Consider the following 17,822-nt stretch of genomic DNA (forward strand, 5'->3'; position numbering starts at 1 on the left):
TTTGTACTTATGCACTCCAAGCTTAAAATATAGAATCAAACTGTACACTTCACAGCTATCAACGATAGCCTCAGCGCTCAGAAGGTTTAGTAAGGCTGACAATCACTTTTCTTGCACCTTAATGAAATTAGAATGGCAATTCATGCCTAAATGCGCGATATTTGAGGAAATAACTTTCCAGAACCGAGGCATGACATGCGAGCCAATTTTCAGCTTATCCTTGACGAGTTCATTTCAAATCATCTACGCGATGAAAATAGCGATATACAAATTTCAATCGGTATCGGCTCTAGTATAGTATGCGACATGATCATGGATGCAATCGAAGTCAAATCCATAACGACTCACAGCACATATATTTCAGTCGATAGCGCGAAGAATGATGATGGCACAGTAAGGATCATAATTAAGCCATCATATAGACAAGAACAAGAAGACCTCCTGAAGTGCATGATAGCACCCTGGCGTAACTTTCAGCCTCAACCAGCTAAATCAAAGCAACAACACATCGTCTTGTCTGGCGCATCGGGAAATAACTTCTAATAATTCACTCAGCATCTTTTCCTGCAGCAGCCGCTTTCTAACTGTCAACACATGGAAAGCGGACTGCCACAGCGCCACTCGTTGCATCTCACCATGAACCCATCCCTCTGCCGCCAATGCAAGGTTGCGGCATGGCAACCAGCGCAATGCCCAGAGGAAGAGCACCTTCAAGTCATAAAAGCTTCATGCCCAGGAACTGAGCCAAAGCTCATCATTCCAGCCAGTGCACTTGTGCAGCACCCGCATGCATTTCTTGGCTAGTTAAAGCGAGTAATTTCAGCACCCTCGCAAATTCTGTGGCCCATAATCTTCGCGCCATGGCAGCTATCTTCCCCAACAATCACATCCAGATGCCAGTGCAGTCCATTTTATATTGCGCAATCACAGCGTATCGCCTATACCATCTCTTCCACGCTCAACACACGTGGCAAAAATAATAGTGCAGCTCCAGCGCCGATTGTCCGCGGCCAGCCAGCTGCAGCGGATCCACACGGCCCACTGTTTGACAGCCGGATAGACCTGAGTGTCGAGTACTGCTTCAGCTGGCGCAATCATGACATGTTGCAACACCGTGCAGCTACGCCCCTTTTGCGAGCGGGAAACTCGCTCAACGGGTGTCATGCACGCATTCTGCAGCACTGGGGCAGCTTGGGCTGATACTCCATTACCGCCAGCAAATAGTCCTCTCTACGCACCACGATCGTCCGGGCCACCACTTCACTGGCAACTCATCGCATCCAGGATGACCAGAAACCCTCCAGCATCCAGCACAGTAGAAAATACATGCCTCACGTTGATTGCATTTATTTTTCTTGAACCACATTCTACCTCATCGCTAAACCCAGTCCGGTGACGATCTGCTGGAACGAGCTCAACCGTCCTTGCTTCCAGCAGAAGAAGGCGTTCTCGAATTGATTGGGATCGAGCAGTCGGAACACGCGGTTGAAGGTGCTACGAGAAGGAATGCCGTTTTCAACGACAGTCAGCACAGCAGCCAAGCTCGCTTGACCTCTGCGGACTCGACCACTACAAAACTCACATCCTCCCGCTAATAGCCGCCAACAAAAATCCTGATGCTGCGTTGCGCCGGCTTGTCGTACTCAAGTACTGCCTGCGTCGGTGCGCCTTGCCTCAGCCGTTAAATTGATTTTTGTTAGCCACTCTTAAGATGGCGCACACGGCAATCACCAGAATGCTGCCCAGCGAGCGCCAGATAGGCACATCTATCATTAAGACAAAAATCTACGATTGCAGTCTCGCAATGCCAAGGGTTCAACAAGTGGAACAATCCCCCTCAATGCTCTACATAGCAGCTCGGCGATGTCTGCAAAAACAAATCGTAAATTCCAAGGCCAGCCGGCTCTTACGTACAGTCCTTGCTCTGCACACGTCTATAGAGTCACGCGCCAGCGGCCTGGATGGGCTGGAGCAGGTAAACCATTAGTACATTTCACTGCGTCATAGCATGCATCATGCTTTCTCACATCAAATGCCAATCCACTCCACGGACTTGGTAACATATCCTATACCTGTATGTCTCAAACCGCGCTGCACGCAAATCTTGTCGCCTCGGGAAATTTTAAAAACACGCTCTGCCACATCCGCCACCACCTGCTGTTCATGACCAAATGGTGCAATTAATTCTACAATGAATGGGCTATCCCCAGACTGCCAATCACTAGGCACTATATCTCGATCACCTGTCAATAGAGCACTTCTAACTGCAGTAGAAACGAATGCCCAATTACAAAAAGCTAAAGGGAGACCTTCATCACTTAAATAATATGAAAATTGCCCCAACATCAAAGCGGGCACAACACGTCTCTCCCATTGCTCCAACGTATAGCTTTTATGGCTATCAGAATTTAAACTAATTGATAAAAATCCGCCCAAAAGATTATGTCGCGGAATAGATGAACTTTCAAAATCCATAATTTTCATATCTGAGACAACTTTCATTCCAGCACGTCAAACCATTTTCAATAAAAAATAAACAGCCCTACCAAGTTACATAAAGTAGCTATCTCTTGGTCAGCGGTCGAAAATTATCTCACAATTAGAAAAATCTAAATCTTAATTCCCATAACGCTGAGTTTAAAATTCCTTACCAATCATTACTGGACATTGATAAAACAATCCTCGTCTACCAAATTTGATGAAATGAGAATCAACTACAGCTAGCCATGCCAACCATGGCTAGCCATTGCTTCGTTTAAATTGTATGAGTCAACATAGGTGTAGAGCGAGAAGCATCAACAGTACGTAGTACGTCTGCCCCAGCATCTGGAGAGGACAAGCCAGTCATTGCATGCGCCAGACGTTGGCTATTCATATTAGCGTTGGGGAGCCCGCTGCCTTCGGTCTCTGGCGCGCTCAATCGAAATGGCAAGATAGCTGATAAGCCACTGGCAACTTCAATCTCCCCCGCCTCGCTTCCGACAACCATTGCGATTCGGCCATTACGCAATAAAATCTGCGCATCACTGCTAGAAAAAAACTGCTGCAACTGCGCCAAACTAGCTCCCTCTGGCGTTTCATTCAATAATAGCGAAGACTCATAGCGCCGCCCTGCCAAATCAACATTTAAGCAAATTTGCGCCCCATCCCCAATACGATGCCGCAATAATACAGCAGCCGGACGGTTGACTCCCTGGAACGAAACTGTATGCCCACCGATCGAAATCGAATTATTTTCAATTCTCAAGCCAGAGAAAACCTGCGGCTTCAACTCGCCAAGCACAACGCGACCATCTTGAATACTGTGCTGCTTTAATGCATAGTCCACATCGAAAATCCAACGCTCTTGGGCATTGCCACTCGCCTCTACCCTCAAGTTCAGCGGATTTGCCGGTAAAACGACAGCATACGCCCCACCACCGCCATTCAAGGTGTAACTCAATAAGCCGCGATCATCGGCATCAGCCACCGTCGGCATAATCAAAGAGCGAGCTGATGCATCCAAGTTCACTTCAATGGCTGTAGACCGGCGCGTCTCATCCAATCGGTAAATAGCCCAATCGGTTGGAAACGCATACATGCGCGGGACAAAATCCGTTCCAAAATGCGCGCGTAAACGATCCATGGCAGGCGCGCTGGCAGTTCGCCTACCTGTCACTTGCTGATAATCAAAGGTCAGCCGGCGACTGATTGCAGCAGGCAACAAAACAGGTAAGTTTGGCTGAGATGCATCAAGCGAAAATGCCTGTTCCCTGGCTAAGCCTAGGCCAGCATACACATCCAGCCAACGATGGGTATCCGGATCAGGACGGGCAAAATAATGGTCCCACCCCCCCGTGACCGTGTGCGCACTCCCACCCTTAGTCGCATTGATTTCTACGCTGCCGTAATGCAATTGACCACTACGAAAATCGATGCGATCGACTACCGCTCCAGGATTCAGCTGCCATATGCCATGCTCCAGATGGAATCCAGCACTCTCAATACTGTTTGCAATAGCATCCAAGCGTTGCGACGCTTGGTCAAACCCTTGCCGCAAGCGCTGGTAATTCTCGACCAAGGCCGGCAATCCCACAGCCAACCCTGTCAGCGGCACCGCCAACGCGCTCAAACCCGCAGCTGCAGCACCCGCGCCTGTCAAGCCAGCAATCAAACTGGCTATATTCAAACCGCTCATGACGACGGAAGTACCAAGCCTGGCCTCTATCACCGCACGAGCAGTCGGATCGCTGGTTTGCTGCAACTCGACCACCGTCGCGGCGATATTGACCGCATCAAGCACAGGATTGGCAACGCCAGCAACACGCGACATCAACTCCGTGCCACGAGCAGCCAGGTTCCACTCGGCTCCCAGCGCGCTTCTTATCAATCCAGTCAGCTGTGCTGCATCATCCGCCAAGCCGACGCTGTTTTGCACCAACTGGCTGTAAATTTGCACCTTAGCCGCATCGCTGACTGCATTCAGCCCACCATTGCGCGGATTAACGCTCATCAGGGTTTGCAGCATGAATGCCGCATTCAAACTGCTCACGCCGCGGCTTTGTTCTAGACCCGGCCTCACCACAAGACGGTTGTCCGCCGCACGCCATTGAAAGGCATCAGCCAAGTGAGCTGTCATCGAGGAAATATCATAGAACTCGGCAAAAATAGGATTCTCGTCGCGCACCCAACGCACCTCGCCGGTATCGCGCTTAATGAATCGAATCTCCATGCCGCCTCCTGCGCGCGACCGCCTAACCTGCACCGTCGCCAGCCAACTAGCATCCAGGCTTTCCCTTTGCTTCAGTGTCTGGACTGCAATAGACCACTGTTCCGCGCGATGAATTGCACCAATGTTCTGCACAGCGTAAGCAGAGACGCTATCTCGATGCACGGCATCAGGCGCTTGTTCACCCAAGAGCCGTTGCCGCACGTCATCGCCAACCTGTTGATGCAATTCCACCAGTGCAGCCCGCTCGGCATCGCTCAAGGCGGCATGATGGACCACGCTTTCGATGTCCCGTCCCACCTCCAGCAAAGACTCCAGTTGCACATGCCTTGGCGTCATCTTCTGCGCGTCAGGATCCCAACGCCATTCCACCTTGTGCAGCAGGTCTCGCAAGCGCGCCGACTCTTTAGTGATCCAGCCATATTCTTCCGTCAGAATTTCCTTTTTGCCACTGGCATTGACACGCACCGGATACTCGCGCGCACTCAAAGAAATTTGTTCTGGCGCAATGCCTAAAAGTTCTGCCTGGCATTGCAGCCAATCAGCGACCTCGCTTGGCAGTGACTGTTCATGCAAATTTTGCCTATCCACCAAATTACAACCAAGCAAATCCAGATGGATACCACGGATCTTCTCCGTCGGCATGCGCGCAAAAAGTATGTCCAGTTCAACTTGCAGCTGCTCTGCGTTGCGGTAGCCAAACAGAGTCACGCCATTAGCCTTGCGGCCATGCCCAACCAACACAATGCGCACTCGCCCTTCGGTATCCAACTGAAGCGGGGCACTCGACCGCACTAAGCTTGTTTGCTCGTTCCAACCCAACGCCGAAGCCGCACTGACATCTACATTCAATTGCATCCATTCGCTATGGCGCGGACTCTTGCTAAATATATTCTTCGCCGCTTCAAAACAATAATCATCACCATCTAACTGAACAATCAATTGCCGCTGATAATTATCCATCTGATGAGATTCATGGGCACTCGATATTAGATGCCTTAATGCGTCCAGTGCCGGCTCGCGCCAACCATCCTCGGCATCAACAACAGCTCCCAATGCGCCCCACTGGCTATAGAGATACTGCGCCATAGCATGATTTCTGGCCTCATCCGCCCATTGCCGCAGCAGTGCAGCGGCAGGATAGCCTGTCCGTGAAAGTCTCTCAAGCTCGCTAGCAAAATTATGCAGCGTTTCAATTTTTTCAGCAGCAGACAGGCGAGTGATGTCTCTATGATAATTATCCAGCATCACTAGCGCACTTTCGATTGGCGTCGCTGCTATATTACCAATTTGAGCAATTAGCTGATCCCGAGTCCACAATTTAATGATGGGATAGCGTACGAGCGATCGCAGATCATCTTCAATTTCTTCCATTTTTTCTGGATACGCACGCCATAGCCTATCCAACTCTTCTTCGTTTTCAGTGGAAATATCACGTTGCCCCATGCGGGCAGCTTGTTGATAAAACTCCAAGTACTTAGTTCCCCATGCAGGATACTTGAGTACCAATTCAAAATCCAAGGGAGGACGGCCTAAGATTGCCCACGTAGGATCTGTCAATTGGCCGTGCCAACGCGCATCGTTTACCAGCGCCTGTCGAACTACGTTTGTGCTATCAAAATCCCTATAATTGACAGCCCTGGTTCTAACCTGATCTAAAGCCAGAAATTTTTCTTCCCAGCTTTTAATATTGCTTATAATATCATCCGTGCTTTGCCCAGGGCCTGCAAATTGTCGGGCACACAAGTCTATTGCAATTTTGTGACCGCCCAATTTTGCCATAATCACATAATGTTGTAATGGTTCAAAATCGCGCTCATTCCGCCAAAGCTGCAACATACGCACATCAAATGCAATATTATTTTGCTGCAGCAAAATGGAAATTCGCTGAGCAACAGCATAGCTAGTACCGAGAGCGCTTGTACGCAAGGCCTGCAGCTCACTGTTGCTCAATATTTGCTTAAGTTGAGAAACGGCATCGACAAACGATAATTGATCAATTCTGCTACGCCCCCTACCACGACTGCGGCTTGGATTTTCCTCTACAGACTCCCGGTGATTGGGCGCCGTTCGCACGGCGCCCACAGCTTCTCGATCTACTTGCCATACAAAACCACTAGTATCATCATCTGGCAGACGTTGGGCCAATTGCTGTTCTCCACTTGATATACTCTGGCCATCGCACAGCAATTGCGCCGGCATATCTTCCGCAGTGAAGTTTGATAATATAAATCGCTCTAGCGTATGAATCTGTTTTACTCGGTTAGCCCCGGAGAAAACATTATCTGACATATCAAAACGAACAAGGCATCGCTTACCCACCGCAGTTCTCAACGTCATCTCGGTAGGATTTGTCGTACTCATATCAACCTCAACATGCCATAATTCCCGCAACAAATTAAATGGCATTAACCGTCTGAGTGCATTTTCACGTCTCGCGATCACCCCTGTTCTGAATGGCAAAGTGATATTGGGGTTGGATGAACTTGGCAGCTTAAAAGCTGGCCGGCGAAGAATATCATTACACTCAGTCAAAATAGATTTTATTTTTTTGTACGACGCACCCTCTCTTTGAAAAATATTTCTTGCCATTGCGATGAAGTTACTTTCAGCCAACAATGGTTGTGCGAAACGATAAATATCTCTTATAGAATCTACTTGCTGCTGACTTGAATAATAATCAAGGGATAGATTTTGTAGTCTCGCAATGACTTTCCCGGTTAAAACCTTCATTGCAGATAACCGTGCACTATCTACATGAGTATAAATATAGTTCATTGATTCATGTAGCAATTCATTGAGCTTTGGGCTTGCAACCTCATCCACCCATCGATTGTATTGATCTATGATGCTAAGATTTACCATCCATTCTGGCACATGTCTATAATCTGCAATTATATCTACATCTCCCTCAATCAGAGGGCTACCTATTTCTGCCAGCGGCAGTTCTGCATATTCAGTAGGAGATTGGTGCAAGATGCGTATCTCTCCTATCTTGCCCTGGCGCTGCAACATCTTCAGCACAGGCAACTCCGCTGCCCAAAAATAGCTGTTAACCTTCAACCCTTTTCTTGATAAAACGTAAACTACCCCTCCCCTTTCCTGAGTATGCGCCGCATAAATAGAGCTTAAATAACCTATGATTTCCATGTTCCCCTCCGCAGCAGCGCGAGCGATTTCAGCACTCCCAGGATTTCTATGGGCATAGTTGCTTATTCTATGTCTTAAACTATGAACAAAATCCAAAGCTGTAATATCAAAATCGCTAGCAACGCTTACCCCTTCAGGGCGTAACTTGCTATTCAAAACTCGCTTATATTCTTCTCCATCGCCAGACCAAAATGTCAGCAAGCAATTACGTCCAAGGCGCGGCTCAAACGCAAATCCAATGGATTCCAAGTAAAGCAAAAGCTCCCCCCGCGCCCCGGTGTGCTTCCTAACAATACCCTCCACTGCCAAATCTGCAATGGTACTCTTTTGCTCATTTGACAGTGTTAGTGGAGGGTTGTGACCGGATTGGCGTTGTGCCGAAATTATTGCATCTATGCCTGCCGCCAAATCAGCTTTCATTGCATCCAAATCCAAAGCAGCAACGATAGACCGGTCCAGCGTTTCGAGTTCACGCCCCATTGAATTCATGCTTGGCATACGCTCATAAATATTATGAATTATCTCAATCTTTTCTCTAAGAGAGGCTGCACGTTCCAATGCCATATCACTATTCCCCTGACATTATTGCAAGTTGCTATATTGCACAAATAAAATGGTCTACATGAGGCTACAACCAGATAACAAGGTTCATAATTAAAGCCTCACCGAACTGCATCAACTGAGCAGAGTCTTTTCTTATGACAAACCAACCAAGTTGACGATTCATTATGACAAAATATTCCAACTCTTAACCAATAATAAAACTCACCCAACCTTATTTATTATTAATGAATCACTTCCAGGGCTAATGCATGTAGAAATATAGCCATTATTAAAATCAAACTTATCACAACTAGGTAAAATAAAAAACCTGCCCATCCAAAGATGAAGCAGGCTTAAATTTTCTATTCTATCTTTTTCCAATGTCTATTCAAATGCATCACAACACTGATTAAGAACTAAGACACCGCGCATGCATACTCAACTCAGCACGCTATTCAGACGTGGCAACATATCCCTGTCCAAATTTCCCATCAACAATGCAAAATTAACGTGCGAAGTCAAATAACGATGCTTACTCTCAATCAATCCTGCAAAAGCATCAAGGTAAGCCTGCTCAGCTTGCAATAGGTCAAGCTGGCTCCTTAATCCAACCTTCAAACCTAATCTCGTAGAGTCCAACTTACTCTTACTGGATAACAATAATTTTTCTTTCGCCATTGTTAATTTCACCCCGCTATTCATATCATTCAAGGCCTTAAGTATTTGCGCTTTGACTTGACGGCGAGTAGCCTCTAATTTTTCTTGTGCGGTATCCTTGTTTGACAATGATTCTCTTAATTGAGCCTGGTGCCCCCCCCCGGAAAAAATTGGCATAGAAAAAACTACGCCAATACTACTACCACGCCTACTTGCTGGAAATCCATCCGCATCATGCTTATCACTATAGGCCGCACTTAAAGCTAATATCGGCATATGCAGGCTTTTTTTAGCAAGCACCTCTGACCTGGCTACTTCGATAGCAAACTCCGCGAGCCGGACTGAATGATTGACAATCATTGCTCTATTTGCAAGATACTGAAACTCACTTTCAGGATATGGCTTCAGCGCTAATACATTATCTACCGTGTAAACCATTTTCCCATCCAGCCCCGTCAGGCGCCCCACTTCAAGCTGCCATCTTTCCAGCTCATTTCTGTCTTCTAACTCTTTTGCGCTTGCACCATCCAGGGCCGCCTGTGCCTCATTCAGCTCCAGCATACTTGCTGTGCCCAAACGTTGCGCGAGATAGGCCTGCTGAACTTGCAATTGATATGCCTTTTTCGCCGCAAGCGTAGCTGCCAATAAATCTTGCGCACGGGATGCTTCAAGATAAGCTCTGATAACTGATGCCAATAGTTGCTGACGACTAAGATCAAATTGCACATCAGCCATTTTGGCCTCAATACCACCGCGTTGAAAAGCAGCATACTTTCCCACATCAAACAGTGGCTGATTTAATTGAAAACTATAGCTACGCGCCTCTGAGCTAGGCATGCTGACAGGCGACTCCCAATGATTTCGCGTATGATTAGTTGCAATGCTAAGCTGAGGAAGTAGTCCTGCGCGTCCTATATTTTTTTTTTCTCTTTCAGCATAGAGTTGATGCTGTGCAGCCGCATATTCCGGATTAAAATTACGTGCGGCGTCCCAAGCCTCTACTAAACCAAATGCCAGAGATGAGCCAGGCAAACACACCATGATGGAGGCGATCAGGAAATACCGTATTATGTTTTTCATAAAGAGGTCATAATGAAGATTTGTCAGATTCAGCAATACTCATCGCACAGCTCAGAGATATGCTTCACTATGTTGGCCAGCACTAACGCTCCATCAATGCCTCACCCATTACTTCACGAATGGGCGACAGTAAATAATCAATCACTTTCCGGCTATCCGTTTTAATTTCTGCCGTAACTGCCATCCCTGCCTGCAGTGCCAGCATCATTCCAGTCTTGGAAATCGTTTCATCAGCAAGCAGAATTCGTGCCGCATATACTGGCCCTCGCTTTTCATCTGGTATCGCGTCATGTGATAAATGTTCAACAATCCCAGAGAGGGTGCCATACTTGCTATATGGATAGCTATCTACCTTTAATGTTACCTGCTGCCCGCTACGCACAAAGCCAATATCCTGATTCAATACCAATGCATCCACAACCAACTTGGCATGATCTGGTGCGATTACCATAATTTGCTGCGCCTGTTGCACAACGCCACCAATAGTATGGACTGCCAATTGTTGTACATGGCCACTGACTGGTGCCCTCAAATAGCGTGTTTTTTCTCGCTCGCTGTAACGTCGAATATTTAACTCTGCTTCACTAGCCTTATCCTCAGCTTCAGCTAACTCTCCCAATAATTGTCTACGCATATCAGCCTGATATTGTATCAGTTCTGCTTGAATTCTCTGGCCATTGGCGCGATGTTGCAGCATTCTCTGCATTTCGACCTCTAGGCTCTTTTGAATTCCAATACGCTCGTTTTCAAACTCCAGCCATTGCAAACGCGGGGCCATTCCCTGCTCATTTAATTGACGCCATGCTTCCGCTTTGTCAGCCAGCGCAGGCAATCTTGCGGTTAGTTTTTCCTGCTCCAATTGGCTAGCTATGAGCAATGCCTTGTTCTCTGCGGACTGCGCCATTAATGCGGCAACCCTTGCTTGGTATGCGCCTAATTGCTGTTTGATTCGCATCTGCAATGGCGTGTTGCCATGCTCCCCCCCAGGCAGTGCCGTATGCCTAGAAATGTGATCGATTCCCACCAAAACCGCACGCAAGCGCTCGATATCCTGTAAGGCCAGTCCCAGCTGCCGCTGCAATTGCGATACATCCACCTGATTTTCAGTGCTATCCAATTCCAGCAAGATCTGCCCCGCCTCTACATGCTGGCCATTCATGACGTGGATCTTACGGACGATGCCAGCCTCGAGAGGTTGTATCGACTTCACCCCTCCATCAGGCATCACTTGACCTTGAGCAACCGCTGTTACGCCCACTTCTCCCAGGCAGGCCCATGCCAAAGCTAGAGCAAACAAGGCCATCAGCACATAAGCTAACCAACGCCCCGCAGGTGAAGCGGGCGTTTCAAGCACTTCCAAAGCTGCAGGCAAAAATTCGCGTTCATGGGGAGCCAGCTTCCGGCTTATTCTATCCTGCCAGCTTTTTACTACCTTGCGATACAACTCCTGAAATTGCTGGCCACATCTGCATGCGCGAGTCCAAACAACCAACAATTTCTTTAAAAACACTTGCTTCATACTAAAACCTCTATATTTCCATTCCCGGCCTGAATCGCACATAGACGCGCATAACGGCCTCCCTGCCTTAACAGATCTTCGTGACTACCATCTTCCATAACCATTCCATTTTCTATCGTGACGATACGGTCGCAGTACCTCACGGTGGATAAACGATGGGCAATGATCAACACCGTACGCCCTTGGCAAATATCACGCATATTCTGCTGAATGATGCTTTCTGACTCATAATCCAATGCGCTGGTCGCTTCGTCCAGAATCAAAATGCGCGGATTGCATACCAAGGCGCGTGCGATAGCGATACGCTGGCGCTGCCCGCCGGACAGATTGGAGCCTCTCTCCTCCAGCATGGTGTCATAACCTTCCGGCAGCGCCAGAATGAAATCGTGCGCGCCCGCCAGTTTGGCCGCTTCCATCACGCGCGCCATGCTCATTCCTGGATCGGCCAACGCGATGTTGTCGCGCACGGAACGGTTGAACAGTAGATTCTCCTGCAGCACCACACCAATTTGCGTGCGCAGCCAAGCCGTATCTACCATCGCCAAATCGAAGCCATCTATCATCACCCGGCCGGATTCCGGCAGATACATGCGTTGAACCAGCTTGGCCAGGGTGCTCTTGCCGGAGCCTGAGGGACCGACAATCCCCACCGTTTGCCCTGCCTCTATCTTCAAACTGAGCCGGCGCAGTATCTCCGGCTTATCCGGCCGATAGCGGAAAGTCACCTGATCAAAGACCAGATTGCCGGCAATGGCTTCCAGGCTGGAGCGATTCGGGTCATAACCTGGCTCAGTCGGGCTATTCAGAACATCGCCCAAACGCTCCACGGACAACCTGGCCTGCTGAAAATCATTCCATAACTGCGACAGCCGCAGCACCGGCGCCGCCACATGGCCGGCAAACATATTGAACGCCACCAATTGCCCCATGGTCAGGCTGCCCTCGATCACGGACTGCGCGCCCCAATACAAAATCAATGCGGAGCACAGCTTGGATACCAACTGCACAGCCTGGCCGGCGATATTGCCCAAATTGGCGCAACGGAAACTGGCATTAACATAAGCCGCCAGCAGCTCCTCCCAGCGCGACTGCGCCTGGGATTGCACCGACATGGCTTTCAAGGTCTCAATTCCGGTGACAGACTCCACCAAAAATGATTGGCTTTCCGCATTGCGACGAAACTTCTCATCTACCCGCTTGCGTAAAATGGGCGTCACGAATACGGCAATCAAAACCAGGCACGGCAACGATAACAATACAATCACCGTCAATAGCGGACTGTAGTACCACATTACCGCCAGAAAGATCACGGTGAACAACAGGTCCATCACCAGCGTCAATGCCGAACTGGTGATGAACTCGCGGATATTCTCCAGCTCTCGCACCCGCGCGACAGTTTCCCCCACCCGCCGCGCTTGGAAATACGCCATAGGCAATGCCAATAGATGTCGAAATAGCTTGGCGCCCAGCTCCACATCCACTCGGTTTGCCGTATGGGAAAACACATACGTGCGCAAGCCGCCCAGCACCACCTCGAACACGGCTATCGCAATCAGCCCGCATATCAGCACCTGCAAGGTGCTCATGCTTTGATGCACCAGCACCTTATCCATCACCACCTGAAAAAACAGCGGAGAAACCAGAGCAAATAGCTGCAGGAACAAAGACATCAGCAATACATCCGCCAGCAGCTTCTTGTATTTCAGCAAAGCGGGCACAAACCAACTGACATCAAACTTGCCGCCCTGCCCCAGCAAGGCCGCGCGCTTGGTGGCCAGCACCAGGTGTCCGTTCCACATCGCCTCGAATTGCGCCAGCTCAAGCATGGCGATTTCGCCGCTTTCACCCTGCTGTATCAGAACCCGCCCATCCACTGCCTTGGCCAGCAACACAAAGCCGCCATCGCGTAACTCCGCAATGGCCGGCAAAGGCGTACGCTCCAAGCGCCCCACTGCCACCTTGACTCTGCGCGACTTCAAGCCCAGTTGGCGACACAGACGCACCAGCGCCTCGCCATCACATGGCCGGCCGGCCATCTCGCGCTGCAATTGTTCAATGTTGGCGGGTAGACGAAAAAAGTGCAGCAGGACAGACAAGCAGCCCAGCATGCTGGCGCAAGCCTGCTCCGACTCGCGCAAGGCGGGCAAAGGATCATTCATACAATCATCGCTCTAGGTATGAGAAAAAATCGCCCCTTAGACGCGCGGCAATAGCGCGCCGCTACCAGCAACGCGGCATTTGCGAGGGGAGCGAAACCACAGGGGAAGGAAGATCAGGACACTGCCTTGCAAGCAAGGCGGGCTTATGCGTGGAAACTAGGTTGGCATACATCTTACCTCAGGCAGCTGGAATGTCGGCAAACCGCTCATATATTCGGGACGATATGGGAAGCCCGCGGCGCTGGTTTCAACGCAGACGGGTGGTCAACCCATTGAAATCGCATTGCATATCACAGTTTCCAGCCATGTGGCTGGCTGAGTTGATAAGACAGGCATCCATGGCTGCTCGAAATTCAGATATTTGGCCTGTCAACATACAATCTGCAAAAAGATCTGGCTCAATAAACATTTGCGTAAGTACTGCGGCAAACCACTCTATAGAAAGCCAAACTAGCAATGGAAACAGACAAATACATAAAAAAATAAGTACTTTCAACTCTACTTTCATAAGCTATATGCTTCTATCAATGGAATCCGAATGCGAATCGACCCAAAACCAACTAAAGCACCGCCTCAAACCGAACTGTTACATTTCCATGATACCTGCCCGGAAACATCGCATTTGCATCAGCGGATGATATGAGAAATTCCAGCAACAATTTAACATCACTGAAATCCCAGACATTTTTCTTAATATAAACGCTCCCTCCTTGCGAAATAAAAAACTCTTGATAATGAATGAAAGCATCACACCTAACACTATTACCATAAACATCATTTACAAGATGGCGGCTTCTACTATTGCCAACATAGGAAAATCTAAATCTCGAATTTGTTCCTATAAAAACTGGAATCATCTTTCTCAAAGCGCCATCTGTATGCTTCTCCAAAACCACATTAGAGTCTGGAACCCTTATATTTATATAGCTAGGCACTGTCAAAGCTACAGTAAGCTGAACAGAAGCTCCAGCAAACACGTCAACCAGATTGGCATTCAAACCACCAACACTGCCAGCCAAAACTCCTAGATTACCGACATATGTCCCTACCGGAAAGGCATCAACAGGACCAAAATCATATTCAACGACAAAGTGCATTAGTTTCACACCATCTTTAGGGTATGCAAAGACAAATGAACAGTCTACTCCTGCCTTAAACATTAAAGCGTAGCCTCGAGCGGCACCAATAGTTATTCCACCACGAGAGATGCCTTGACAACTTGCACTCTTATTAACCAGCTCTAATTCTAAGCGCGTCCACTCTCCGCCTGTAAGCTGCGTTCTTGGAACAAAAGCAAAACCTAGTCTTTTGAAATTTATTCGCATTTCACGGGGTACACCACCCGCAGGATTGAATACTATATTTCGCTCTCCTTGCGACACCGTACTTGCGGTATAATTTATTGATATATTCCCATTCACATCCACCGGGACAACGTGCTCCGCGCTAGTCAATAGCAATGACTTAGCACTGTCACAACTGACAGCCCTACAAAAAGTGACCGGAGCTTTCGGACCCATGGTGCGATATGAATCCAAGTTTTCTGAATTGGGTATATTAATATCTGCTGAAAGCACACATTGCGACAGGCCCATCCATCCCAAAAATACGCATAGCCCGCTTAAAGTAGATTTTTTCAACATGCTAAACATTATTTACATCCTTAAATTCCACACCATTCACCAAGCAACCGATATCCCCTACGAAAACTACACCCTCGCTCAGCGCCAGCCCTTCTGGCTCGAAATGCAAGCGGCAATGCTTGACGCCCTCGCGCTCCACCCCCAGTTCCGGGGTATGCGCATGCACATCCAGCGTGAACAATCCGTTTTCATCGCTAACCGTGCGGCCGGCATGGTTGACCACGCTGGCACCGGCCCAAGGCTGGCCGCTTTGGTCAAGCAGCCGCCCCATCACCGTCATCACGCGCATGACCTTCACCTTCTGATAAGCCACGCCGCCGCGGTTCAGGTGGTAGGCGGCGCTGGATGGCCGCACGCTCAGCGGCTGCCCCTCTTGCGCGCGCGCCAACATAAAATTGACTCGCCCCGGCTGATACGGCGTCAGCGGCAGCAGATTGACGCCAGGGCGCAGCGTCTGCTCGCCCCAGCGTCCATCGCCCTGCAGCGTGGCATTGGGATCGTCGGACTCCACCTCCACAATCATCACGGCCGCGTTGCCGGCTTCAACCGCGCCCAGCGCGGCCTTGCCTGCGCCCAAGACCACGGCATTGCGCACATTGAGATTGCCGGTCCAAATGCGGTTGGCGCCCCGGCTGAAAAAGGCATCGCCGTCCGCCAAATCATGGCGGAAGCCCACATTGCCGCTAAAGCCCAGCCCTTGCTCATTGGCCTCCGCCGCCAGGCCTGCGTTGCGCAACGCGCCGTCTTGCCACTGCTGACTCATGCCTGCCGTGGCATAGGCTCGCTGGCGGCCTTCCTTGGCGCGGCTGCCCACGCTGGCATGGTACTGACGCCCGGATTCGCCCAGATGCAGGTTCAATGCCGCTTCCACACCACGCCGGCGCGCCTGCCCGCTGAAGCCGGCTTGATCAAACAGGGAAAAACGCAAGTCGACATCCTGGCCCAGCCAGTTCTGGCGACGGTTCAAGCCCAAATCCACGCCCACGCTGCCGCTGCGCGCATCGTGGCGCGCCTGCAGCGTCACGCTGTTGCGCTCATTCAACTGGCGATAGGCCGTAGCCGTGAGGGCATGCCGCGCCTCTCCGCTTCGCCGCCACTGCTGCTCCAGGCCCAGCTGCAAGCTGCCCTTGTTGTCGGCCAGGGTACGCAATAGCTGGCCATGCCACCCCTTGTCGCCATCGCGCCAAAACAGGCCGCCGTCCAGCCGCATCCGTTCGTTCAGCTCGGCATCCACCGTAGCGGCATACTCGCTGCGCGAACCGCTGCGCACCACTCCGCCGCCCAGCATCACCTTGGGATGCAGCAGATAATTGATCATCCCGCCGCCGCTCCAGCCCAGTTGCCGGTGAAACCGGCTGCCCAAGCTTTCGCTGCGCTGCCCTGCAAACACGTTGTAGCGCCAGCGCTGTGCCGGGTCGCCCCAACGCTGCGGTTTGTAGACCCACTCCTGGCGACGGCTCATTTCCTCTCCATCCTTGCGCACCCGCACCTCAACCGGATAGATGCCGCCCGGCAGGCGTTTGGTGTCCAGGGCTTGCAGGCCCCCTTCCAGCGCCTGGCTATGCAGCAGCACTCCATCACGTAAAATCTCCGCCACGCTGCCCGGCAAACCGCTCACCTGTATCGGGGTCTGGCTGGGAAAATCGCTGTCACGGACCAATGCGTCGGAGCTGCCGGCCATCAGCCCCAGCACCGTCTCACCGCTCAAGGTGGGCGTGCGGGCCAAGCCCTGCACGCCGTTGGCGAACTTGCCCAGCCGGATAAAATGCCGCGGCAATTCGCGCTGCGCGTACCACTGCCCCACCGTCTGCCGCCAGGCATGATGGCCTGCGCCGCCTTGCGCCAGCTGCGTGGCGCCCACCAGCGTCCAGTTGTGCAGGCTGCCGGTGACGTCCAAGCTGTAACGCCCCTCAAGCCCGCCGCGTCCCTGCGCAAACACGCTCAAATCGTTGCGCAGCAGCAGGCCATGCCCGCCTTGCGCCGGCAGCGCGTGGAAAGCCGCGTCCCCAGCCTGTTCCGCGCCGCGCGTCAGCAGCTTCAAACGCGATTCGGCAATATCATATTCAAGCGCCAGCAGCCCGTTAGGGCAGTCTTGCGCACAGCTTCCCAATCTTCTGGGGGACGTCAAATACGCCAGCCACAGCCCGCCCTCCGCTGGCTCCATGCCAGGCTGCAAGCGCACCATGCCGTCACTGGACACTATCAGCTCCACCTCACCCAATTGACGGCCATCCACCCACAGCTCGGACAAGCGCGGCACGTCAAACAACGCCGCGCGAAACTCTTCCGGGAGCGCAGCCAACTGCTCATCCCAATGCTTCTGCACGGATGCCTGCACAGGGAGAACCATAGCTAGCAAGCCA

The 17,822-nt window shown here is 50.6% G+C and carries 10 protein-coding genes; all 10 read right to left on the bottom strand.

From position 1 onward, the window contains the following. Positions 1-492: 492 nt before the first annotated feature. Entirely contained in the window at positions 493-714 is a 222-nt protein-coding gene (locus tag BI343_RS19770) for a hypothetical protein (protein ID WP_139165749.1), read from the bottom strand. Between the two features lie 653 nt (positions 715-1,367). Continuing rightward, a complete protein-coding gene (locus BI343_RS19375) occupies positions 1,368-1,541 on the bottom strand; it encodes a transposase family protein (protein ID WP_083340979.1) in 174 nt (57 codons plus the stop codon). Positions 1,542-2,028: 487 nt separating this feature from the next. Further along, positions 2,029-2,502: a toxin-activating lysine-acyltransferase gene (locus BI343_RS19380; RefSeq protein WP_083340980.1), complete on the bottom strand. Its 474-nt coding sequence runs from the start codon at positions 2,500-2,502 to the stop codon at positions 2,029-2,031. Positions 2,503-2,755: 253 nt separating this feature from the next. Continuing rightward, on the bottom strand, positions 2,756-8,422 hold the full coding sequence (locus tag BI343_RS19385) for a TcdA/TcdB pore-forming domain-containing protein (RefSeq protein WP_083340981.1): 5,667 nt from the start codon (positions 8,420-8,422) through the stop codon (positions 2,756-2,758). Between the two features lie 417 nt (positions 8,423-8,839). Then, positions 8,840-10,138 carry a TolC family outer membrane protein gene (locus BI343_RS14405; protein WP_139165750.1) on the bottom strand — a complete coding sequence of 433 codons (1,299 nt, stop codon included), beginning with the start codon at positions 10,136-10,138 and terminating at the stop codon, positions 8,840-8,842. An 82-nt stretch (positions 10,139-10,220) separates the two neighbouring features. Continuing rightward, a complete protein-coding gene (locus tag BI343_RS14410) occupies positions 10,221-11,657 on the bottom strand; it encodes an HlyD family type I secretion periplasmic adaptor subunit (RefSeq protein WP_169829018.1) in 1,437 nt (478 codons plus the stop codon). Then, positions 11,654-13,816, bottom strand: a complete 2,163-nt coding sequence (locus BI343_RS14415) for a type I secretion system permease/ATPase (protein WP_211269437.1) — start codon at positions 13,814-13,816, stop codon at positions 11,654-11,656. The genes BI343_RS14410 and BI343_RS14415 overlap by 4 nt, the downstream gene beginning before the upstream one ends. 247 nt (positions 13,817-14,063) lie before the next feature. Beyond that, a complete protein-coding gene (locus BI343_RS19775; protein ID WP_139165751.1) occupies positions 14,064-14,324 on the bottom strand; it encodes a hypothetical protein in 261 nt (86 codons plus the stop codon). Between the two features lie 52 nt (positions 14,325-14,376). Continuing rightward, positions 14,377-15,468, bottom strand: a complete 1,092-nt coding sequence (locus BI343_RS19780) for a hypothetical protein (RefSeq protein ID WP_139165752.1) — start codon at positions 15,466-15,468, stop codon at positions 14,377-14,379. After that, positions 15,461-17,785, bottom strand: coding sequence for a CS1-pili formation C-terminal domain-containing protein (locus tag BI343_RS14420; protein ID WP_071110202.1), 2,325 nt, complete (start codon positions 17,783-17,785; stop codon positions 15,461-15,463). Before BI343_RS14420 ends, BI343_RS19780 begins: the two co-directional genes overlap by 8 nt. Positions 17,786-17,822: the final 37 nt, after the last annotated feature.

Source organism: Chromobacterium amazonense, assembly GCF_001855565.1.
GTDB lineage: Bacteria > Pseudomonadota > Gammaproteobacteria > Burkholderiales > Chromobacteriaceae > Chromobacterium > Chromobacterium amazonense.